At 52.2% G+C, this 22,492-nt stretch carries 22 protein-coding genes and 1 pseudogene; 12 read left to right on the top strand and 11 right to left on the bottom strand.

What is annotated here, in order from left to right; translation table 11 throughout:
* Positions 1–19: 19 nt before the first annotated feature.
* The 5 genes from sufC to CODIS_RS03540 all read left to right on the top strand — a co-directional run bounded on the left by sufC (position 20) and on the right by CODIS_RS03540 (position 3,502).
* Positions 20–772 carry a Fe-S cluster assembly ATPase SufC gene (gene sufC / locus CODIS_RS03560; RefSeq protein ID WP_069121503.1) on the top strand — a complete coding sequence of 251 codons (753 nt, stop codon included), beginning with the start codon at positions 20–22 and terminating at the stop codon, positions 770–772.
* Entirely contained in the window at positions 769–2,070 is a 1,302-nt protein-coding gene (sufD, locus tag CODIS_RS03555) for a Fe-S cluster assembly protein SufD (protein WP_069121348.1), read from the top strand. The genes sufC and sufD overlap by 4 nt, the downstream gene beginning before the upstream one ends.
* A gap of 48 nt (positions 2,071–2,118) precedes the next feature.
* The gene (locus CODIS_RS03550; protein ID WP_069121347.1) at positions 2,119–2,460 is read left to right on the top strand and encodes an SUF system Fe-S cluster assembly protein; all 342 of its coding nucleotides are present in this window, start codon (positions 2,119–2,121) and stop codon (positions 2,458–2,460) included.
* 234 nt (positions 2,461–2,694) lie between these two features.
* Positions 2,695–3,021, top strand: coding sequence for a HesB/IscA family protein (locus CODIS_RS03545; protein WP_069121346.1), 327 nt, complete (start codon positions 2,695–2,697; stop codon positions 3,019–3,021).
* Positions 3,022–3,049: 28 nt separating this feature from the next.
* A complete protein-coding gene (locus CODIS_RS03540; RefSeq protein ID WP_069121345.1) occupies positions 3,050–3,502 on the top strand; it encodes a SufE family protein in 453 nt (150 codons plus the stop codon).
* Positions 3,503–3,543: 41 nt separating this feature from the next.
* Here the strand turns inward: CODIS_RS03540 and CODIS_RS03535 are convergent, their stop codons facing one another.
* Entirely contained in the window at positions 3,544–4,674 is a 1,131-nt protein-coding gene (locus CODIS_RS03535; protein WP_069121344.1) for a methyl-accepting chemotaxis protein, read from the bottom strand.
* A 236-nt stretch (positions 4,675–4,910) separates the two neighbouring features.
* Positions 4,911–5,630 carry an SIMPL domain-containing protein gene (locus tag CODIS_RS03530; RefSeq protein ID WP_162420120.1) on the bottom strand — a complete coding sequence of 240 codons (720 nt, stop codon included), beginning with the start codon at positions 5,628–5,630 and terminating at the stop codon, positions 4,911–4,913.
* Between the two features lie 1,324 nt (positions 5,631–6,954).
* On the opposite strand from CODIS_RS03530, the pseudogene CODIS_RS21800 reads away from it, so the two are divergent.
* The 3 genes and pseudogenes from CODIS_RS21800 to CODIS_RS03520 form a co-directional block, all read left to right on the top strand.
* Positions 6,955–7,203, top strand: a pseudogene (locus CODIS_RS21800) (methyl-accepting chemotaxis protein); the annotation flags it as partial.
* The gene (locus CODIS_RS21690; protein ID WP_417903650.1) at positions 7,180–7,668 is read left to right on the top strand and encodes a CZB domain-containing protein; all 489 of its coding nucleotides are present in this window, start codon (positions 7,180–7,182) and stop codon (positions 7,666–7,668) included. The pseudogene CODIS_RS21800 and the gene CODIS_RS21690, both read left to right, overlap by 24 nt.
* A gap of 13 nt (positions 7,669–7,681) precedes the next feature.
* Positions 7,682–8,206 (top strand): PAS domain-containing protein, encoded by a 525-nt coding sequence (locus CODIS_RS03520; RefSeq protein WP_069121342.1) that lies wholly within the window; start codon positions 7,682–7,684, stop codon positions 8,204–8,206.
* 356 nt (positions 8,207–8,562) lie between these two features.
* Here CODIS_RS03520 and CODIS_RS03515 read toward each other — a convergent pair whose 3' ends face one another.
* The 3 genes from CODIS_RS03515 to CODIS_RS03505 form a co-directional block, all read right to left on the bottom strand.
* The gene (locus tag CODIS_RS03515; protein WP_069121341.1) at positions 8,563–8,787 is read right to left on the bottom strand and encodes a hypothetical protein; all 225 of its coding nucleotides are present in this window, start codon (positions 8,785–8,787) and stop codon (positions 8,563–8,565) included.
* A gap of 286 nt (positions 8,788–9,073) precedes the next feature.
* A complete protein-coding gene (locus CODIS_RS03510; RefSeq protein WP_069121340.1) occupies positions 9,074–9,931 on the bottom strand; it encodes a ThiF family adenylyltransferase in 858 nt (285 codons plus the stop codon).
* A complete protein-coding gene (locus CODIS_RS03505; protein WP_069121339.1) occupies positions 9,918–10,688 on the bottom strand; it encodes a PEP-CTERM/exosortase system-associated acyltransferase in 771 nt (256 codons plus the stop codon). The genes CODIS_RS03510 and CODIS_RS03505 overlap by 14 nt, the downstream gene beginning before the upstream one ends.
* 394 nt (positions 10,689–11,082) lie before the next feature.
* Between CODIS_RS03505 and CODIS_RS03500 the strand changes: the two genes are divergently transcribed.
* Positions 11,083–12,276: a GGDEF domain-containing protein gene (locus CODIS_RS03500; RefSeq protein WP_083220530.1), complete on the top strand. Its 1,194-nt coding sequence runs from the start codon at positions 11,083–11,085 to the stop codon at positions 12,274–12,276.
* Between the two features lie 138 nt (positions 12,277–12,414).
* Here CODIS_RS03500 and CODIS_RS03495 read toward each other — a convergent pair whose 3' ends face one another.
* The 5 genes from CODIS_RS03495 to CODIS_RS03475 form a co-directional block, all read right to left on the bottom strand.
* The gene (locus CODIS_RS03495; protein WP_069121337.1) at positions 12,415–13,623 is read right to left on the bottom strand and encodes an efflux RND transporter periplasmic adaptor subunit; all 1,209 of its coding nucleotides are present in this window, start codon (positions 13,621–13,623) and stop codon (positions 12,415–12,417) included.
* Between the two features lie 5 nt (positions 13,624–13,628).
* A complete protein-coding gene (locus CODIS_RS03490) occupies positions 13,629–15,992 on the bottom strand; it encodes an ABC transporter permease (RefSeq protein WP_069121336.1) in 2,364 nt (787 codons plus the stop codon).
* Positions 15,993–15,996: 4 nt separating this feature from the next.
* Positions 15,997–16,737, bottom strand: coding sequence for an ABC transporter ATP-binding protein (locus tag CODIS_RS03485; RefSeq protein ID WP_069121335.1), 741 nt, complete (start codon positions 16,735–16,737; stop codon positions 15,997–15,999).
* A 207-nt stretch (positions 16,738–16,944) separates the two neighbouring features.
* Positions 16,945–17,481, bottom strand: a complete 537-nt coding sequence (locus CODIS_RS03480) for an LEA/WHy family protein (RefSeq protein ID WP_162420118.1) — start codon at positions 17,479–17,481, stop codon at positions 16,945–16,947.
* A gap of 20 nt (positions 17,482–17,501) precedes the next feature.
* Positions 17,502–17,735: a DUF6116 family protein gene (locus tag CODIS_RS03475; protein ID WP_069121333.1), complete on the bottom strand. Its 234-nt coding sequence runs from the start codon at positions 17,733–17,735 to the stop codon at positions 17,502–17,504.
* A gap of 828 nt (positions 17,736–18,563) precedes the next feature.
* Between CODIS_RS03475 and CODIS_RS03470 the strand changes: the two genes are divergently transcribed.
* Positions 18,564–19,805: a hypothetical protein gene (locus tag CODIS_RS03470; protein ID WP_069121332.1), complete on the top strand. Its 1,242-nt coding sequence runs from the start codon at positions 18,564–18,566 to the stop codon at positions 19,803–19,805.
* A 94-nt stretch (positions 19,806–19,899) separates the two neighbouring features.
* Complete coding sequence (locus CODIS_RS03465; RefSeq protein ID WP_083220528.1) at positions 19,900–20,562, top strand: c-type cytochrome; 663 nt, start codon at positions 19,900–19,902, stop codon at positions 20,560–20,562.
* Positions 20,563–20,623: 61 nt separating this feature from the next.
* Here the strand turns inward: CODIS_RS03465 and CODIS_RS03460 are convergent, their stop codons facing one another.
* Entirely contained in the window at positions 20,624–21,169 is a 546-nt protein-coding gene (locus tag CODIS_RS03460) for a PEGA domain-containing protein (protein WP_162420117.1), read from the bottom strand.
* Positions 21,170–21,947: 778 nt separating this feature from the next.
* Here CODIS_RS03460 and CODIS_RS03455 point away from each other — a divergent pair.
* Complete coding sequence (locus CODIS_RS03455) at positions 21,948–22,322, top strand: hypothetical protein (protein WP_069121329.1); 375 nt, start codon at positions 21,948–21,950, stop codon at positions 22,320–22,322.
* The last annotated feature ends 170 nt before the right edge of the window (positions 22,323–22,492 follow it).

Raw genomic sequence — 22,492 nt, 5'->3', positions numbered from 1 at the left:
GATGGAAGAGAGGTTTTCGATGTTGACGATAAACAATTTACGGGCCAGCGTGGAAGACAAATCGATCCTGAAAGGGATCGACCTGCAGATCAATGCAGGTGAAGTGCATGCCATCATGGGGCCTAACGGATCGGGAAAGAGCACTTTGGCACATGTCCTTTCAGGAAGGGATGGTTTTCATGTGAGTGACGGTAGTGTGAGTTATATGGGTGAGAATCTGCTCGACCTTGAGGTTGAAGAACGGGCGCATAGAGGTCTTTTTCTTGCGATGCAATATCCGGTTGAGCTACCCGGGGTGAACAACATGACCTTCTTGCGGGAATCAATGAATGCGATACGCAAGGCCAATGGTGAAGAGGAGATCGATGCAGTCAGTTTCATGAAGCTTGTTCGCGCCAAGGCAAAACAGGTGAAGTTGGATGAAAAACTGCTCAAGCGTTCGGTGAATACGGGTTTCTCGGGGGGTGAAAAAAAGCGCAACGAGATTCTTCAGATGGCCATGCTGGAACCTCGACTGGCTATTTTGGATGAGACAGATTCCGGTCTCGACATTGATGCCCTGCGAACAGTCGCGGATGGCGTGAATATGCTGCGTTCAGAAGAGAGATCCTTGTTGGTGGTAACCCATTATCAGCGTTTACTTGATTATATTCAGCCGGATTTCGTCCATGTGCTGGTGGCGGGCCGCATTATTCGTTCCGGAGGCAAGGAGTTGGCATTGGAGTTGGAAGAGAAGGGGTATGGCTGGCTGCTTGATGAGGACGCGGCATGAACATGCACGGCTACCAGGAGACGGCGCAACGTACCATCGACAGCCTGGCTCATGACAATGGAGATTGGCTCATCGAAAAGCGACGTGCTGCGATGGAGCGTATGTCTGAACTCGGCTTTCCTCATGCCCGCCAGGAGGCCTGGCGTTATACGGGTGTGGAGAGTTTGTTGCAAAAGGGGTTTATATCGACCCCTTCAGTATTGGATTCATCACGGGAAATCGCCATCGATCGTATGCTCGAGGGTCCTGTTGCGGGGCGTCTGGTGTTCGTGGACGGTATCTACCACCCCGGGCTGTCGATAGGCATTGAGCAGACAGGATTCAGGATCGGAAATCTGCGCGCAGCTATGGCCACGGGTGATCAGTCGGTGCTCAGCTCGGTGGGTAATCTGTCCGGGGTGGGAGATCATGCCTTCACCGCCATGAATATGGCGACCCAACAGGATGGTGCTGTCATTCAGCTGTCGAAAGGTGTCGTGATCGAGCTACCCATTGAGTTGTTGCATATAACAACCGGTAAGCGAAGCGGGCATGCACAACAGATACGTCATTTGGTCGAGTTGGATGCGGATGCTTCGGTTAGCCTGGTAGAGCGTTATCTGTCGGCGGATGGTGACAACGACTACTTCAATAATATCGTTTGCGAGATCAATCTGGCGGAGGGAGCAACCCTGACACACCAACGTGTGCAGCAGGAGAGCAATCATGCCTATCATTTGTGCGGCCTCTATGTCAATTTGGGCCGGGATGCCCGCTATCTGGGTGTGAATGCGGCACTGGGCGGTGCATGGTCACGTACTGAGTTCCATCATCGGTTCTCCGGGGAAGGTGCGGAATGTGAAATCGACGGCCTCTACGTGGCGGGTGACGGTCAATTGACGGACTTCCATCTCGATGTGGATCACGGCGTGCCCCGTTGCAGAAGTCAGGAAAATTTCAAAGGTATTCTGCATGGGGTGGGAAGGGCGGTATTTGACGGTTTGATCCGGGTCGGGATTGATTCGCAGAAGAGCGAGGCGCATCTGCACAACGCCAATCTGATGCTCTCAACCAAGGCCGAAATCGACACTAAACCCCAGTTGGTTATCCTCGCGGATGATGTGCAGTGCAGCCATGGTACGAGTGTGGGCCGATTGGATGAACAGGCACTCTTCTATCTTCGCTCGCGGGGAATAGATGCGCATCAGGCACGGCGTCTGTTGTGTCTCGGTTTTGCCGGCGAAATTATCGACAAGTTTGCCACAGATTCCCTGCGTGAAGAGATCAGGAATGATCTGGAACAGCGGATGCGGTTTTGATGTCCATAGACTTTTTCGCACAGAAACGATGAATGACGGTATTGGCAGATGAGTGGACTGCAAATCAACGAAGCCGGCAGCAGAACGCGACCCACACGGGATGCGTTGATAGAGGCCCTGTGCACTGTTTACGATCCTGAGATACCGGTCAATATCTACGATCTGGGATTGATCTATCGACTGGAAGTGGATGCCGAGGGCAAGGTCGAAGTCGATATGACCCTCACGGCACCCGCCTGTCCGGTAGCGGGCACTCTGCCACACGAGGTCGGCAGAGTGATCGATGCAGTGCCGGGCGTGACCGATGCCACCATAAGGTTGGTGTGGCAGCCTCCCTGGAACCAGGAGAGGATGAGTGATGAAGCTAAATTTCAGCTGGGACTACTTTAAGAATCCTTACTGATTATGCGGCAGGGTAGTTATTGGTAAGAGATGGTTTGGCTCGTAAAAGCCGGTGATAAGTTTTGAGTTTTTTGGTGTTCAGTTTTGAGTTGATAGAGCTGCGCTTGTTTTTTACATAAATTCAAAACTCAAAATTGTAGAAAGTCGCTTGTCAAATGGCTGAGTAGAGTGGGCAACCAGGGTCCGTTTCAACACTTTGTTTGCCTTAATTAGAGGTGTGTTATGGCAATTCAACTGACTGAGAGCGCCGCCGGGCATGTCAAATCGATGCTGTCTCGTAGAGATGGCGCAATTGGATTGCGTCTGGGTACCAGAAAGAGCGGCTGTACCGGTTTCGCTTATGTGGTCGACTATGCGGTACAGGTGGGAGAGGATGATCGATTGTTCGAATCCCATGGCGTAAAAATCGTTGTCGATAGTGAGAGCCTGCCGATGCTCGACGGTATGACAGTTGATTATGTCAAAGCGAATATGCTCAATGAGGGTTTCGATTTTATCAATCCGAATATCAAGGATGAGTGTGGTTGTGGTGAGTCTTTCAGTGTGTAATCAGCTGCCTCAAGGTCTGGAGAGCGGGATGAGTGAAATCGATGAGATCGTGGAAAATTTTGAATTTTTCGACGATTGGGACGGGCGTTATCAATATCTTATAGAACTGGGAGAGGCGTTGCCCGCCATGCCGGATGTTTTGAAGGTGGAAGAGAACTGGGTAAAGCCCTGTATGAGCACCGTTCACGTCTCAGCGCATCGGGATGAAGACAATCCGGCGCTGATCTATTTCATCGGCGACTGTGATACCGCGATCATCAAAGGTGTGCTGGCGCTTTTGATAGACCTGCTGTCCCATCGTACCTTGAGTGAAATTCATGAGTTGGACGTGGACGCTCTCTTCACGCGACTTAAGCTGCAGGAGCATCTGAGTCCGAGCAGGCATGTCGGCATCTATGCCATTGTGGAAAAAATGATCGAGAGGGCCGAGGCCCTCTCGAAAGTCGAGACATCAAAGCTCGAGCCAACCATTTTGTCGTGATCTGTAACGGTCTTCTCAGGCGTCTGCCATAGCCGTCTCTTTCATTGTGCATCATCCGCGCACAGGATATGCGCATTGGACTCGCCAGACTGTGCCAGTCCCTCAAGGTTCGATATGACCTGCATACTGGCCTCTTCCATCATGCTGATGTTGTTGATGCTGGCCTGCTTATCCCCGCTTTCAAGATGGATCAGGGCCTGTTTGCCGTATTTGTGAACATCCTGATGAGGCGCTTCGATTTCACGATAACCGGGAAGGTTGGAGAAACAAGAGACCCCTTCGCCGTTATAATACCACTGGCCCAGGCGGCAACTCCTGTGATCGGAGAGGGCATCGGAGGGGAGCTCGGCCAGACCGAGAAAGGCCTTGTAGATGCTGAACTTGAAAACCAGATGATCGAACTTCGCCAGCTCCACGAAGGTCCGCAGTGAGGTTGAGGAGATGGTCTCCTCCATCGATTTTGAAAGGTCGAATTGCTGTTTGATGGTTGAGATGGAATCAGAGACCTGAGTCTTAAAACTGTGGGTTACATCCATCATCGATGACATGGTGTCCATCGATTTCTTCGTCTCTAGCGTGATGGTGTCAACCAATGCGGCGATTTCCGTTGTAGCCTCCCGTGTACGCCCTGCCAGGCTGCGAACTTCATCGGCAACCACGGCAAATCCCCTTCCCATCTCACCAGCACGCGCAGCCTCGATTGCCGCATTCAATGCCAGCAGGTTGGTCTGTTCCGATATGCCCTGAATGATACTGACGAAATTACTGATGTTATCGGCAATCGTACCCAGTTTATCAACGCTTTCCGAACTCTCTTGGGAGATCTGGGTGACACTGTCGATTTCACTGTGCATGACCTCGACACTGGCGATTGCCTGGGTTGAAATCTCAGAACCGCGGATGGCATTCACCTTTTCATCTTTCATGTTCGTGGCTGTATGCATCAAAGAGTGCTGAAGCTCACTGAAAGAATCACTCAAGGTGGAAAAATTTCCCATTAACTGTTGTTGTAGATGCAGCTCTTTTGATTCCTCTTCAATCCGTTGACGCAATTGTGCATTCTCTTCCTGGAGTGTGGAGATTTGTGCGGCCTGCAATTCGACCTGATTGATCTTCTCTTCCAGTTGCTGTTGTAACTGGGAGATCTTTTTCTTGTTGGATATGCCAAACATAAGAATTCTCGGATAAGAAAGTTAACGACTACGGGTTTTACTGAATTCGATATGCCTATAGCGGCCGATAGTCGTAAAAATAAAGGTTAAAAAGGTTACGTAAATGTAAAATAGTGTGAGAAAACATAGGCATCTTTGCAGAAGGTCTTACGGTCGGCGCTGTCCCGACCATAGGTCGTATAACCTGGGGTCGTGCTTGGTTATAAGGCTTAGGATTAAATCCGCAGTGATCTATGTTACCGGTCTAACTGCAACTCAATGGTGCCGGTGGCCTCGATGCGCAGTGTCTGACTTCCCGCAGCGAGTGTAGGGGCAGCAGATGCTCCCTCCAGGGCCATCATGTTGGCGCGCATTCGCAAGGGCTGAACCGGCCGGTCCGATGCCTGTATCGATATTTCCACCAGGCGATATGCGTTTCGTCCAAACTGTTTCGTCACCAGGTCAGCACGTTTGCGGAAGGCTTCGATCGCCTGCAGCGTCAGCGACTCCTCCACCTTTTCCCTTTGCGCCGGCGAGATTGCATAGCTGATTGAGTCCAGAGCCAGGGTTGACTGCAGCTGGTTCAGCAGTTTACTCAGCCTGTCACTGTGGGTACTCTGCAGGCGGATCGATTGGCGTACACGCCAGCCAGTCAGACTCTGCTGCCGGTAGATTGGCGAAGTCTGATAGCCGAGGGTCTGCACCTTGATGCCTTCTCTGCCCTTTGCTTCACTGACGGCCTGAGAGAACAGGCGGTTGACGCTATCAGTCAGCGATCCAGGGTCACTCCCTTCCTTCTGTGCATAGAGGACCGCGATCAGGGTGTCGTTCTCAACTTCAGCCGAAGCACTGCTGTGTAATTTCACATGATCGTAGTGGTGGGTCTGTCCCTCAGCCTGTAGTGGGGATTGCGGCGCCATCAGGCTGAGACAGACGAGGAGAGATGCGGGTAGTTTCTGTATGGTCGATTTGGACATGCAACCTCCTGTCATCGTTTTGGTTATGCCCATCTGCAATGGGTCGGCTGGTATCAGTCGCTGCCACCCGCTCACACACTGTCCGGGTACAGACCTGTCGGCACAATCCTATAGTAATTGTCTGATAATTATGTACAACTGCCAATTTGTATCCATTAATGGGTAGGCGGTGCGGATTCATAGGCTTCCAGGGAAGATCGGATTCACATCCTCCCGGCGAACTTAAAGTTATTGTCCAGTCAGGCGATATAGATTACTGCAGCTTGCAGGAAATAGTTGAAATTCCGCGGGTTGAAATGGAAAGCAATATTCCGCCCTCAGGTAATGAAGTGGTTCTGGAAAACAATAACATTATCGTATCAACATCGGGTACTAAAGGGAGAATCAGGTAGGTAAAACGGGATTTCATGCGTAGCAGCGGTCTCTGTAAAAGTGAACTGCTGGGTAGGCAGCACAATATCATCCGCCACCCGGATATGCCGCGTGGTGTTGTCAATGAGCTTTGGGAGACCATTGCGATTGGCGTAGTGTGTTTCGCGAACCACGTTAATGTGTCAAGTCATTAGTGTGGAAGGGTTTAAGAGTTATGAAACGTCTGTACTTAGCCACCAGGCTGAAGGTCCTTGTAGCGGTTTTCGTTATCCTGAACCTGCTGACCATTCTATCGGTCCTGTTACTGGGCGGTTATCAACACTGGCTCTGGGTATTTCCTTTGCTTTCCATCGCAACTGCCGTGCTGGTCGGACATCGGATGAAGATGCCGTTCTACGTTATGCAGGAGATCGAAAGGGCATTACAGGAGATGCTTCAGGGACAGTTCACTTCTCGCATTACCAGGGTGCCCTGGATGGGGGAAGCCGGGCATATCGCATGGAACCTGAATGAATCGCTGGATCAGTTGGAGACATTCTTCAGAGAGGTCAAGACCAGTTTTGAGCTGGTTTCCAACGGCCGCTATTATCGCCGCACCTTGCCTACGGGATTGCATGGTGAATTGGAAAAAACTCTGGCGCGTATCAATGAATCACTGGATGCAATGTCGGAAAATGCAAATTATATCAAACGCAATGAAATGGCGGCCGAGTTGCAGGAACTGAATACCAGTCAGATCATGAGCAATCTTTTGTTGAGCCAGAATGATCTTATACGTATTACCGATGAGATGCAGAAAGTCTCTTCCATAGCCACCGACAACATGCAAAAGGCCGAAGAGAATCAAGAGGCGGTGTCCCATGTCGTCGATTCCCAGACCAGAACCCTTGGCCTGATAGAGCAGAGTCACCAGACCATGGGTAAACTCAATGCCATGAGTGATGAGATAACCGGCATCCTAGGCATGATCGGCGAGATTGCCGACAAGACCAATCTGTTGGCCCTGAACGCCTCCATTGAGGCGGCACGCGCCGGTGAGCACGGCCGTGGTTTCGCGGTGGTGGCGGACGAGGTGAAAAAACTGGCCGAGAGCACCAAGACAGCGACAGATGAAATTCGTAGTGTGGTGACCACCTTTCAGGGTGAAACGACCGTGATGCAGTCCAATTCCGATGAAATGCTGGAAATGGCAAACAGTGTGCAGAAGGCTGTGGAGGAGATGAACACCAGTTTCAATCACTTCGCAGACAGGGCACAAAAGACCTATGTCTCTGTCAATTTTGCACATGACATCTGCTATGCCTCACTGATCAAAGTGGACCATATGATCTACAAGCAGAAGGCCTACAAATCGTTTTATGCGGGAACCGATAATCCCGATGCTCAGGCCGTGCTGGTGGATCACCAAAATTGCCGGCTTGGCAAGTGGTATTATGAAGGTCTTGGCAGGGAGAGCTTCGGCCATCTGCCAACCTTCAAGCAACTCGAGACGCCGCACTCGGCAGTACACAGCCACGGCCATGCAGCACTCAACTATCTGTCGGAGGATTGGCAAAAGGATCAGCAACTGCAGAAAAAGATTATAAGCACTTACACGGAGATGGAACACGCAAGTGACCAGGTGATGGATCGTATCGATGCCATGATTTCTGAGAAACACAACTAGCAGGGGTGGGGCCATGAAGCGAGCTATCACGCCGACCGATCGGGAAATCCTTATGGATGAGCACGATTTCATCGTCTCCAAGACAGATTTGAAGGGACGCATAACCTACGCGAACCGTATCTTCATGAAGATTGCCGGTTACAATGAAGGGGAACTGCTTGGTGTGCAGCACAATATTATTCGTCATCCCGACATGCCGAGAGGGGTCTTTCGTCTGTTGTGGAATGTGATCGAGTCGGGGAATGAGTGCTTTGCCTATGTCAAGAATATGGCGAAGAGCGGTGACTTCTATTGGGTTTATGCGAATGTCACGGTCGATTACGACGATAACAACAATCCCATCGGCTATTTTTCGGTTCGCCGCAAACCTAGCAGGGAAGGAATCGAAGCCATGATTCCCGTCTACAAGGAGATGTTGAGGATCGAGCAGCAGGCCGGTGCGCGCGATGCCCCCAATGCATCTTTGCAATGGCTGGTGGATGTGCTGAAGAGCAAGAATACGACCTATGAAGAGTTCATTCATACCTTGGGTCATTGATATTTAGTCGAGCTATTGAAACTGATTAACTATGCACTCGACAGTCCTGGTTGTTCACATTCCTGAATCCGGGTGACTTCTTTGTTCGATTCTGAATGCGGCATTCTGGAGTAACCTGTCGATTCTCCCTGATTAATTTTGAGTCCTGTAACAGCCCGTTTTTAGATATTGGCCGCCTAGATCAGGCTCAGTATCGCAACGATGGAAAATGCCGATGATAAACAGCATTGGTATTAAAAAGAACTGAATGAAGGTTTGACCATTCCGGCATTGTCTCCAGACTGCATTTTTTTACTCCTTTAAAATGGTGTCATTGTATATGGCATGCTATGGCTGACGGGGTGAGTGTAAGTACGCTATGCGTTGAGCATGCTATAGACTTTATTTACAGCATCCAGCTCCTTCTTCAGCTTTTTACGATTTACCGCTGAACTCTCCCTGGTCAGTTTCTTTCGCAGTTTTTGTTTCTCCGCTTTGACTTGGCTAAGATAGCACTTCACTTTTTTCCGTTGTTTATCCCGCTTTTTCTCAACAGTGTCTAAAAGGAAGTTAATTTCTTTAACCAACACTTGATGTTTCATTGATTTCCTTTGCCTCCACATAGGGATTTGAACGCTATATGCATTACTCAGTTGCACGGATAGTGCCAACCAAAATGGATTTGTGATTAACGATTGAAAATCAGATAGATAGGGTGATTTATAGAAGCAGGGAAGCCAAATGATAGGTGTATCAAGATGAATACACTTCCTTGCTGCCATCAGGTCAATTATGCTTCAGGTCTTGTAAATCAGAAGGTTATAAAGCCTTATTCGTCATACTGCACGGCATGTAACAGGTTAAAATGTTACACCCCCCTTGATGACATCATCCCAGTAATCGCCTTTCACCCAACCAGATGGCAAGGCGTTGCAGGGGGTGGCGATTCCCGCCGGGTCGCCAAGTACGGCGTAATCGGTTTTGGTAAGCATCGAACTGGAGACCCCATGGTGCGGCCAGGACCTTCCCTCTACCGAGTAGGATTTTCAATACCTGGGTTGCGGCAAGGCCCGCGCACAATTCGCATCCCATTGGTGTGGAAGGCCCCTTTTTGGCCGCCAGGTCAATCCGTTCGGGTAATACCAGAGAGGTGGCGTGAAGGGCGGCTGGCGCCAGGCCGACGAGAAAGTGCAGATATTGCTGATACTCGCCTTTTCCTTCCAGCTGAAAGTACGCTTCAAAGTTCATTCCACCAGGCAAAAAATTGAGCAATGCCGATCCCATCCCCAGAGGTGCAGCGGTGACTGCAGGGATCTTCATTCGATCGCAGGCGGAAAAAAGAGCCCGTCTCGCTTCTAGGGCAAAGAAATCAAGTCCATCCAGATAGAGATCACAATCACTGAGAAAGTGCTCTGCCCGGGCAGGTTCCACTCCCCGCTGGAACTTATTGATATCGAGCTCGGGATTGATCGACAGGGCCATTTCCAGCAGTACATCGAGCTTGGGTCGGCCAATCGTTGTCAGGTTGGCGCCAGCCTGGCGATTGAAATTCTCGATTGCAAAGGTATCGAAGTCAGCCAGATTGAAGCCCCCCACGCCAAGCCGGGTCAGGGTCAAAAGATGGCTGCCCCCCACCCCTCCCAGTCCGGCAATGGCGACTCGGGAGTTACGCAGTCGCTGCAGCTCCGACTCCGTTACCCAGCCGGTGGTACGTGAAAATGCCTTATGGAAATCAAACTGGATCATTGTACTGCCGATCGTCCATTTGCGATTTTCCCTGCCATGGCTGGCTATCCAATTCACCATGTATTAAATCGTATAGCGATAAGATTTGGGGGTTCATGTGACATGTCAGTTCACTGCGTGGCAACTCATACAGCGCTCGTTCGCCTTTCAGCTCAAAGGTGGAGCTGATCTGCCTGAACATCAATCCATAACGTTTCAGATGGCGTTGCAATCTCGGTTCCATCACCACCAGGGCGAAATCGAGCTTGCAGATATCCACCATGGCGATGGCTGAAAGATAGAGACCGATGGAGATGTTGGGGAAATTGCGCCGTTCTTCCTTGGTAAAGAGTGTAGGATTATGACTGCCGAGAATAAAAGGTTTACCGGTCTCATTGGCCCGCCGGCGAAAACAACTCGGGACCGCCAGGCGTGATATCTCCCCAACTTTGCTCTGGGTAAGGTGACTCAGATTATCGCTCCTTGTGATATCGATGTCGTGGAGCTGAAAGGGCAGGTGGGCCTGCCTGTTACCGGCCGGTGGTACTACCAGGCGTACGCAACCGGCGATATCCCCCGTCCGTTTGTGCTCCAATAGGCAGTGATGTGCGTAGTTGTCACATTCATCACGTTCGAGACGACGCTCATTCAACGGTTCCCAGCCCAGTTCCTCGGCATAGACCTGATAGCGAATGCTATAGCTGAAACGCCTTTGGTGGTGTGTTGCTGCGTAACGGGGATAAAAGTAGATCGAAAAATTCCTTGCCAGGTTATCCATTCCTATCTCCCTGATTTAGTACTAATGCCGGATATAAGGTTATGGCATGATTTCCTGATGGCGCTCAGTCTCAACCGACTATCGAAATAGTGTGATTGATCCGCTGCAGTTGCCATGTGAAACAGGCAGTAGTCTTATAAACATAGTCAGTCACCGGAGAAGAGACAACTGTTTCAGATTGCAACGGAAACTCGAACGGCAGCAGAGAATTGTATTGTCCGGATCCATACCCGCTCCTCAGGCTGTGGGCAGGTTTGAGAATGGTGCAGTGTGCGGTAATTGACCTGGATCACGGTTTACTCAATTGATTGTTAATTATCAGTTACATTGAGCGCTATATTTACGTCCACATTGATGCCGGAAGATATAGGGATGCGGTAGGGATGCAGCAGACATGAAGTACTTAGTAAAGATGTATATATCACTGATCGAGTCATTAGGAATTTACACCACGGATCAGCTCTATGAGTTAATCAGCACCAAACAGCACGGAATGCCCATCTCCCGTCATCGTGCCGCGGTCATGCAGAGTCGCGTTTTTTTCTTCAGTGTGATTTTTGCGGTATTGGTCCCCGCCTGGTCGGTAATCGATATCCTCTATCTGCCCCAGGCGCTGTGGAGCGAGTTGTTGCTGATCCGTTTACTGGCTGCCGCCAGCTTCGCAGTCATCGCCTGGCAAACCCGCAGAGAACCCGATCTCATGCTGGCCCGCATGCTGCTTGCCGCCATGTTGGCGATAACACCACTCTTCTACCTCCTCTCGGATCAGATCATTGCAGACCAACAGCTTGGCGGAACGGCCACGATACTGGCGGAAGTCTATGCCCTGCTACCTTTTGTCATGGTGGCTGGTCTGACACTGTTTCCATTGGCAATATCTGAGTTTCTCAGCTATGCCGTGCCGATCTTCCTGGTGGTGGTTTACTCCGTCTATCCGGAGAACCCGGCTGAGATTGCCGAAGCCGTCTCAACGCTCTGGCTGCTGATACTGTTGCTGGGTGTCGGTCTGTTTGCCTCAATGACTCAGCTTCGCTACATGCTGTCCCAGGTCAGTCATGCCAGTTACGATATCCTGACAGGCATGCTCTCCCGTCGTGCCGGCATCGAGATACTCGAATTGCAGTTTCGTCTGGCGCTGATGAGTGAAAAACCCCTCTCCATCCTCTATTTTGATCTGGATAATTTCAAGGCAATCAACGACACCTACGGCCATGATACGGGTGATACCGTATTGAGAGTCGCCTCCCAGCAGATTCGTGATACGGTGAGAAAAGGGGATAGTGTCATTCGCTGGGGTGGTGAAGAATTCATTGTCGTACTCCCCACTGCCGATCATAAAGAGGCAAACGATGTCATTACACGGATCATGCTGGCCGGTCTCGGTAATCGACCGGATGGCTCGCCCGTCACCGCCAGCATTGGAATAGCTGAAGTTCAGCAGGACAGATTAAAAGACTGGAAATCCCAGGTAGAATTGGCGGATCATCGCATGTATACCGCCAAATCCAACGGCAGGGCACGCTGCATTGGAGTCGGCGGGCAATCGACGGAGTGGGTGACGGCCTTGGAACAGTCCGCTGGTTTTTAAGTGTCTCTCCATGGTTGATTTGTCTGTCTCCTGTTTACACCTCCCCCGTGTCTAATGATGCTGGGTAGTCTGTCTATGAATCGATCTGCTTGTATCAGTGGTCGGGATGAACCCTGGTGCCGTTGACGCGAACGGCCTTTAGTTCCTGGCCTCGATTTCGATTCCCTCCGCAATCTTGTCGCCAGGGTGCACAACCACGCGTTCACCGGTTGAGAGTCCTGAAAGGACCTCCGCCTCCAAGCCGGTACGCCTTCCCAGTGTGACCCGGCGCTGGCTGGCCTTGCCTTCATGCTCCACGAATACCGCCCACTCGTCGCCATTCCTGAACAAGGCGGTTAAGGGCAGTTTGAGCACATCGCCGCCGTGCCACAGGACAATGCGCACATCAACCTGATAGCCATGGGCGATGCGCGACCACGCTTCCTTTGGGGAGGTGAAATCGATGATCACATTCACCCGCTGCTCTTCGATGCCCAGGGCCGAGACCTTGGTGAAACCGAAGGGTTCCACCCGGCGCACTTTGCCCGCCAGATCGGTTTCACCACCCCAGTTTTCTATAATCACCGGTTGTCCGGTTTGAACCTTGACCGCATCTGAAGAGAGCAGGTCTGCCACGATCTCCAGTTCGGTGGGATCGCCTATCTCCACCAGCGGTTCGCCGGCGTTTACCACCCCCTCGCTCTTGTGTAGGATCTTCAGGATTCGGCCATTCACAGGCGCCTTGATCGGTACACATTGGCACGCCTCAGAGTTGTTCCGTGTCTCGACGGGGGAGATCAGTTGTGCCCGTGCCCTTTCCAGTTCCGCCTGGCGTGCCTGGCGGGTGGCGACGGCGGTTTCCAATGCCGCCTGGCGGGTCTGGTGGGTGCGCTCCGCCGCCTCCAGTTCCCGTTCCGAGATCACGGCCTCCTGGCGCAGGCTGCGTGCCCGTTTCAGTTCACTGAGGGCGAACGCGAGTTCAACCCTGGCTTCCTTAACTGTCGCTTCGGCAAGTATCAGGTTCGCTTCGGCCGCACGGATATCAGCCCTGGCCTGGGCTTCGCTACGGGGATCGAGCAGGGTCGGGTCGATGGGCTCGATTTCCGCTATCAGGGTCTCTGCCGCAATGACTTCATCGCCTACTTCCGCATCGATACGCATTGCTCTGCCGCTGATCGGTGCCGACAACACGAACACGTCCTCTACCCGGGTCTCACCCTCTTCATCCACAGTCACCATCAGTTCGCCGGGGCTCAGGGTGAGCAGATCCACCGGGATCGGTTTGGGGATGAAGGCCCATACCAGTGTGCCCATCAGGATCAGGCCTAGCAGGCTCCATAACAATATGCGTTTCCAATATGCGTTCATGTCTCTCACTCACGTGTCTTCAGTACTGCAATCAGATCGAGATGGTCAAGCCTGCGTCTGACCACTGCTGCCGAAATGGCGGTGGCGCCGAGGGTGACCAGGACCGCTGTTGCGTCGGTGGCGGCCTTGATGACCAGGGGTATGCGGTAGAGTTCGGAGTCCATGGCGCTGGTCATCACCCAACCCAGGCCGTGCCCCACGAAACAGCCCAAGGGCAGTCCGACCAGGATCAGCAATGCCGCCTCGCCCAAAAGGATGTAGGAGATCTCGCCGCGATGAAATCCCAGCACTCTCAGCGTAGCCAGTTCACGCCCGCGTTCGGACAGGGCGATGCGGGTGCTGTTATAGACCACACCGAAACCCAACGCGCAGGCAAAAGCGGCGAAGAAGGTGATATAGATCATGATGGTTTCGGCCATGGTGTCGTTGAACTCCTTCACTGCCGCGTCCTTCAGTACCACTGCCGAAACCTTGGGGAGTGATTTCAAGCGTTGGTAGAGGGAAGAGAGCTGATGCTTGTCCACCAGCAGATTGACCGCTTCCAGGCTGGGCCGTTGATCCATCAAACGGTTCAGGGCTTGAATATGCATATAGGCGGGGGTGCCCATGTAGGTTTCAAACAGGTCCACCACTGGGATTTCCCGCTTGGGACGACGATCCTGCAGCACCTCGACCCGCACGGTGTCGCCTATCCCCACGCCCAGTTTCGACGCCAGTCTGGTTGAGAAAATCAGGCCGTCCGGCGGCACTTGGAGTACCTCCCCTCCGGCATCGTAAACTCGCTGCAGATGTGGGTTCGGCAGTACACCCTCTATGGCGCCCCGATGGCTGCGATGACCGACCAGGAAATCGGCGCTGACGGCACGCATCGGCTCGGCAGCCAACACCCCGGGCATGCGCCGGAACTCGTTCAGGACGGTGTCCGACTGGGTCTCCACCAGACCTACTGTCATGCTCTGTCGCTGGGCATCGTGAAAGTAGACCTGGACGATCTTTTCGATGGAATCGATCCACTGCAGGGCCATCACCATCACCGCCACCGACAGGGCGATACCCAAGCTGGTGAGCAAGGCCCGGATCGGTGATCGGAAAATCTGTCTCAGGATGATCCGGGTCGGCTGGTCCAGCCAGTGTCCGGCACGGCTTTTGGAGAGTGCGGTCTTGCGGAACATCGGGGGGGCAGGCGGCAGCATCGCCTCGGCCGGAGGCAGGGTCGCGGCGTGGCGCACCGAACCCAGACTGCCTGCCAGGGCAGCGATCAGGCTGACGATGGCACCGATGGCGAAAACACCTGCATCCGGTCGGAATATGAGCAACGGAAAGCGGAAAAACTCCGCGTAGAGCTCAGTGTTGACCCGTCCCAGCCAGGCGCCGAGGAGCCAACCCAGCAGGATCCCGACACTGGCCATCGCCATCACCAGCTTGGTGTAGTGCCAGCCCACCTGCCAGTTACTGTAACCAAAGGCCTTCATCAAACCGATCTCGCTGCGGTCGGTGGCGATGAGCCGGCTCAATACCATATTGCTGAGGAAGGCGGCCACGGCGAGAAAGATGGTCGGCAGGATCGTCGACATGTTTTTCAACTGTTCGATTTCGTTCATCAGAAACCAGTTTGAGATCTGGTCCTTGCGTGCAATCGCACCCTGGCTGCCGTAGCGTTCGAGCAGGCGGTCGAGTCGTTCGATTACCTGTTCGGGATTGGTGTCGTGAAGCAGACCGAGGCTCAAGTCGTTGAAGGCGCCGTCGAGGTCGTAGGCGGCTGCCATCGCTTCCTGACCGAGCCATATGATGCCGTAGCGCATATCGTCGGGGGTCAGGGCTCCGGGCCCGATGGCGTAGATGAATTCCGGGGAAAGGGCGATACCAACCACCGTGAGGGTGCGTTGATTACCGTTCATCAGCGCCTGGAACTGGTCCCCTGGCTGCAGGTCGTGTGCCTCGGCGAAAGGTTCGCTGAGCACTGCCTCGTCGGGATGACCAGGCGCGACCAGGCGTCCGCTACGCATCACCAGTCGATTCAAGCGGGGCTCGCCCTGTTCAGGGATGGAGACCAGATGACCGATCACCGGCTCTTCAAATCCCTCGATGGAGAGTGTGGCGAACTGCTTGATGCGCGCTTCAACCGAGCGCACACCGGGGATTGTACTGATGCGTTCGACCAGTCTAAGCGGGGCACGTTTCACGTTGCTGAAGACTTCTGCAAAGCGTTGTCGCTCGTAGTAGGCGGCTGCGGTATCCTGCAGGGCCTGCTGGGCGGAGAGAGACATCACCAGTACCGCCACGCCCGAGGCGATCACCACAGCAATCGCCAGTACCTGACCGCGCAGTTTCCACAGGTTACGCAGCAGTTTCAGATTCAATGCGCGCATGATGTCACCAACTCAGCTCCCTTGCCGGCTGGCGGCTGGTATTGCTGACACTGTTGATGACCTGGCCATCACCGAAGTGAAGCACCCGGTCGGCCATGTTGCCGATCACGGTATTGTGGGTAATTACCGCCGTGGTCGTGCCCAGTTCTCTGTTGACCCGCTCAATGGCTTCGAGCACGAGGATTCCGGTATGGCTGTCCAGGGCACCGGTAGGTTCATCACACAACAGGATATCGGGGCGCTTGGCGATGGCCCGGGCGATGGCCACCCGTTGCTGTTCGCCGCCGGAGAGCTGCGCCGGGAAGTGATCGAGCCTTTCACCCAGTCCGACCAGTGAAAGCGCCTCCGCAGGCGCCATGGGGTCGATCGCGATCTCGGTCACCAGGGCCACATTCTCGCGTGCCGTAAGGCTTGGTATGAGATTGTAGAACTGAAACACGAACCCGACGTGATCACGCCGGTAACGGGTAAGCAGTGACTCATCCCCTGAAGTGACATCCAGATCGCGAAAGCTCACCTCTCCGCTGCTCGGGGTATCGAGACCGCCCAGAATATTCAGCAGGGTCGATTTGCCGCTGCCGGAAGGGCCCAGCAATACCACCAGTTCACCCTCATACAGGGATATATCCACCCCACGCAAGGCGTGTACGTCCACCGCGCCGGTGTGGTACGTCTTGGTAAGCGAGCGGCCCCGCAGGGTAATCGTCTGTTGCGTTGCTGGGTTCGGTGGGGACAAGACTTTCATCACTCCTTGAAGCCTGAATAATCAACTCAGAGAGTGCAGGCGCCACGCGTAAATCAAAGCAGCTCACCTCTCCCTTCTGGAAGTATAACCGGCCATGGGGGAGATGAGTTGACTGACAACAAGCCAACCTTAGAAAGCGTGCCTCGCATTCATTTGTCGGATAAGCGGGTAACAGAGGTGAGTGAGCCTGACAGAGCCCTGGGGGCGCTAATGACTTTTTTTCGAAGGCACGACGGTGGTCGGTAACAGGTTGATCTCGCCTTGCTCGTTAAAGGGAAGGGACAGCATGCTGTCCGGTGTGCTCAGGCTGCCGCTTATCTGATAATCGAAGGTCCCGTTCTGGCGATCCTGAAGCGCGCCGAACTGTTTGATCAGGCCGAACACCGTACTGCTCAACTTAACTTCGAGTATGGATTCGCTGAAACCCTGAACGGTGGCTACCTGATTACTGACGCCCGAGGCGAACCGTTTGCCGTTCAGATCCAGGTCGAAACTCATGCCGTCGATATTCAGCTCCTCTTTGGAGCGGTTTTGCAGGCGGATTTTGACCAGATAGCGCTGCTCCATGAGAGTCGACTCAAGCGGCTTCAAGTCGGCAATGGTTACCCGGATTTTCTCCTCCTGGGTCTGCAGGGAGGCGCAACCGGAAAGGATCTGGAGAAGCAGCAGCAGAGCAGTACAGGTGGTCAGCTTGGCAAATGCATGGGCTTCTGATCCGGAATACCGGCGGCGTGTCTGAATCACTCTGTTTTTTCCTTCGTTCATCATTGCGGACCCTGTTCCGTATGTTCAATCGGTGTTGGTTCTTGCGGCTCGGGTTTTCGCCACGAACCGAACAGTAGTGTCAATAGCCCCAACAGCAGCTCGTCTGCGAAAGGGATCAGGTCGGGTATCAACAGATCGATGACAAACAGCGAAGCGGTCACCAGAAACAGCTGACGGAACTTCAGTCGGTCAGCGTATTTCAACAGGGCAGCGATAATGGGTATTTGGGTCATCTGGTTTCGGATTTCAGCCTGTCATGTGAAAACGGTACTCCAGCAACAAGTTTGCGCAGCAAACCGCATCGATCTCCACTGGCAATGGTCTCCGAAGAGCAGGTGCCAGTCCAGTTCAGAGTGTGAAATATTATGACTTTGTCCGGTCATGCAGGTGATCACCCCAGCAATTTCACAACCACAATGTGGGTAATTACTTACATGAAAAAGTAGGGTAACTACCCATAATAAACATAACAACCATAGGGTAATGTTAGCGCGAAGGGAGTCTTAAGAATTAACATAAGTCGAAAAAAACTAAGAGATTTCGATCTCTAACTGAGGGTGCTACACGAATCATAGCTTTCAGTAAAAGAAAAATTGGAGAATGGATGGGGTGACCGGTAGGCGTGCAGGCTCTTCTGCTATTGAATCGGGTTTTTAAGGGGTTCTTTTTGGGATTTTGGTGTGTTCGCTCTTCAAGCTGGATGGGGCTTGACTCCGATATCTCAAGGGAGACCGGTTCATTGGCAGGTTTGTACGCCACGCTGGATATAACAATAACGCCAATCGTGTAGGCATGGTGCTAAGTACGGCCGGCTTCGTAGGCATTCTGCCGGCCGCACTCTGTCACCACCTTCCGGTTAAGTCAAATAATTGACCACCCTTCACCATGATTACTTGGATGCGGTATTGCGTGAGGTCGCTTTTCACGCGGCATCCAGCGAAATGGGGTCGTTGACTGGTTATGGGAAAATCGGTGGCGCTAGCCGCTGTCGTGTTCGGAATGACCGCAAAGCAGTAACAAACGACTGAGTTAAATTTAGCTTTCACATTCTGGAGAAGCGTATGACTAATAGACTCACGATGTTGCATGGCTATGCAATGGGGATGTTGATACTGATAGGGAGCCTGGTGCTTCCGCAACCGGCGGATGCAGTGCCCGCTTTCGCACGCCAGACAAGCATGCCCTGTACGGCCTGCCATTTTCAACACTTTCCAACACTCAACTCGTTCGGCAGATCATTCAGGGCGGGTGGCTACACACTGACCGGTGGTCAGGGCATGATCGAGGGCGATGATATCTCCCTGCCGTTGATGTTGAACGCATCGGTTATAACCAAGCTGCGTTATGTAAAGAGTAACGGCAACACCAATGTCGGCAGTGACTATGGTGTTATCGAGTGGCCGGACGAAGCGGCTCTCCTGGTGGGGGGTAAGCTGGCCAAGGATGCCGGCTTTCTCATGGAGCTGGGATTGACCGATGCCAACTCGTTCCTCTCAACCAAAGTCCATTTCAACGTGGGTAAGGCAGGAGGTACCCAATTCAGTGTCATACCTTTCTCCACCGATGGCCTGGGATCGGCATACGGATTTGAGTTATTGAATACCGGCGCTCAGCGCTCACAGCGGCCGATCGAGGATCGTACAGGCTTCAGTGCCGCCCAGGCGCTGGGTTTGGGCAGTGGCGAGGCGACCGGTATTGCGCTTGTTGCCTCGAGTCATAACTTTTTCATCAACTACACCCCATGGGTGCCGGGTTGGGAAGAGAATAACGTGGAAGTCAAGCCGTCCGGGCTGGCTCACTACCTGCGCGCTGCCTACACTCCGTTTATCGGATCCTGGGATACCGGGTTTGGCTTTCAGCTCTGGTCGGGGGATGCGGAAGTCGCCGATGGCGCAGGTGGCGAGACCCTGATTGCAACCGACGGCTGGGTCGTGGATGGCCAGATACAGGGCAGTGTGGGTAGTATGCCATTGGGCATCTATGCCAGTTTCGGCAGTTGCTCCGCCGATGAGTCCCATTTTCTGGAAGGCTGCACAAACACCGATGATGGCGAGGCGTTCGGTATTCTTGCTCAACTGGGTATCCTGCCCAACAAAGCCAATGTCTTCGCTGCCTATCGCGCTCTCGACGACGGTTCGGATGAGGATTCTGAATTCAATTCCACCACAGTCGGCATAAACTATCTGTTCTCTCAAAATATTCGTTTTGAACTCTTCTATGTGAAAGAGAGTGGTGATGGTGTGGATGCACGCGACAATGATCGTGACAGCAAATGGTTGTTCCAACTCTTTGCCGGCTATTAATGGACAGCATGCACACAAATCGAAAAACGAATCGACTTCTCAGTCGCCTCGGCTGCATGTGGATTGCAGTACAGAACCAAGTGAGGATTAACTCATGAACAGAATTGTTACTAGAATGGCTGGATTCGCAGCGTTGGTTAGCGCATTCGGATTGATTTCACTCCCTGCTTACGCGGGTGATACCTATCAGGGCTATACTCTTTATAATCAGTCTTGTTTTCTCTGTCATGGAACAGATGGCAAGGGCAATGGACCTCTGGCAAAAAAACTCGACGTGGCGCCTGACGACTTGACCGATGGAGATAACGGCGCGGCGGAAAAATCTGACCGAGAGCTGTTTGGCATGATACAGGGCACTATCAAGCACGGTTCCGGTGCCAGCGCCATGCCGCAGTGGGGGTTGGCCATGCCGGGTAATCAGATCAATTCCCTGGTCGCCTACATCCGTTTTCTGCAGAGGTCCAAGCACCCCCTATTGGGTGATCCTATTGTGGGGAAGCGTGTATATGACAATAATTGCGCCGCCTGTCACGGCCGCACGGGTAAAGGGGACGGACCGCTGGCAGCCGTGCTGAATCTGCAACCGAAGGACCATACCGACAGTGCTGAAATGAACAAGCACCCCAACTCCCACATGGTTGAGATCGTGACCAATGGAACACCGGGTAAATCGCTGATGCCCGGCTGGAAGGACATGCTCACAAAGGCGGAAATTGAAGGAGTGGTCAGTTATCTGCGTTTGTTATCAACCTACTAGAAAACAAATAGTGTGAATTGGGTAGGGCCGCTGCCAAAAGGCAGCGGCTTTTTTTTACCGTTTACAATGTGTCGAGAATTTTTTTCCGGGCTTGTTGATACTCCTCTTCCGTAATCAAGCCCTCCCGCCTGAGGTCATCGATGCGAATCAGGCGTTGTTTAACCGTATTATTCGCCGGTTGTTTACCGGTTTCGATTTTTTCAACCTTTGGTGTATGCCGTGGAGTGGGACTCTGTTGAGTAGCGGATTGATGCTTTTGCTCCACCTCCATGTTTTTGGCTGCTGGTGGTCTGTTTTGTTGTGAAATAACTGAAGGTGTTGTTGCCTTGGCAGGTTGGGAGGCCTGATTACCGGCGCTTGACTGGGTTCCGCTGCAGTTGAGTTCGATCGACAACCCGGTGTTGAATTCCTGGTAACGGATGCGTCTTCTAAGATCCTGGCAACCCGACTTTCTGATCAACAGTGTACCGTACATCGGCTCTTTTTTGACGTCGTAACCCACAGGGTAGATTTGCTGTTGCGGGATTGAGATCGGCGTTTCACCGATCGCTTTTCCCATCACATAGACGGTGGCTCCACTGGGTTCAGTATCAACATTAAGCGGCATGTCACCCGAAACTCCGCCTATACCCGTACAAGCCTGGAGCAAAGGTAGGCAGGCTGTGATGCTGATCGCATCTTTTATCCCCGGTAATAGATGATTCCCCATTTTGTGCCCTCTTTAACAGGATTTTGTTCTGGCCTGCAGGCACTATAAATCAAGCCAGGAAAAATGACACGTCGCATCAGTTGGCTCGTTAATTCTTTATGAAGTCCTGATTCATGCCGTCTCCGGCATTTTCAAACTACTGTGACAGAAAACAGCGTACCCGGTGTTGTGTATATGAGATCGCTTGCAACGTGAAAAGGTGGTGGCGCATCCTTGCGGTGCTGAAAACGCATAAGCGTTGCGAGACGTCTTAACGTTTAATTAAGTAATAATCACTGGATCACATTTTTGATGAGTGATCATGGGTGTTTAAGTTTAGATTAATAATGGGGTACTAGTTTCAACTTTAAAGATTTACGACTGCCTCAGGAGATGCGCTTTGTCACTAAATAGCGCTCAGGGGGCAAACTCTGGCAAGAGGTGTGATTGCTGGTACAAATGGACAAGTAAATGCCCGAGCTGTTGAGGGTTTTTTCATTGGTCAGGACGGTTTTCCGGCCCTTTTATGGTTTATTAGGGCTTGAATTTTTACAAGTCGTTTATTGAGTTTTTATAACTCTGGAGGTTTGAGATGAATACAATTGTACGGTATTTTGCGTCTTCCGTTATGGCGCTATCCCTATTATATTTACCTTTAACCGTATCAGCGGATGATGCGGCCACATCAATCAATGGAATGACTGAGATCTCTTCGGAGAGTTTGGATGAAACACTGGTCATTGTGAACAAGATCGTGGGCGTAGATGCCGAGGGTAATGAGCATATCCTCTATAACGAGGATGATGGACGTGTGTATCGCTTGGATAATATCAATCAGGCGATCCATGACATGAATGCCAAGGGCGTCGATACCAAGGGAACCTTCTGGTCTCTGCAAGCGGTGTTGAGCGACACTGTCTATTTAATGGGTAAGAACAATAATCCCTATCCAGCGCAGCGTGTTGAGACCGCTATTCCTGAAAGCCTGCCGTTGGCGGTGGAGAATCTGCGTATAACCAAAGACAGGGTTATCGCTATCTATACCACTAACTGCGACAACAACTCGATTTAACAATCTAATAATCCTCCCTGACAGATTTGCCAACAAGCGAATCTGTCAGCGCAGAGGATTTCTGTGTTTATAGCAATTCGACTAATTTTTTAATTGTTTCTCTGAATGCAAAAGTGGATTGTTGCAAATCTGACAATGGCTGGTGTCAGTTGATTAGTTGCTGATTGATA

It is taken from the genome of Candidatus Thiodiazotropha endolucinida, assembly GCF_001715975.1.
In the GTDB taxonomy this organism is placed as follows: Bacteria; Pseudomonadota; Gammaproteobacteria; order Chromatiales; family Chromatiaceae; genus Thiodiazotropha; species Thiodiazotropha endolucinida.
The sequence above is the reverse complement of the archived record's forward strand: the minus strand, read 5'-3'. Positions and strand labels throughout refer to the sequence as shown.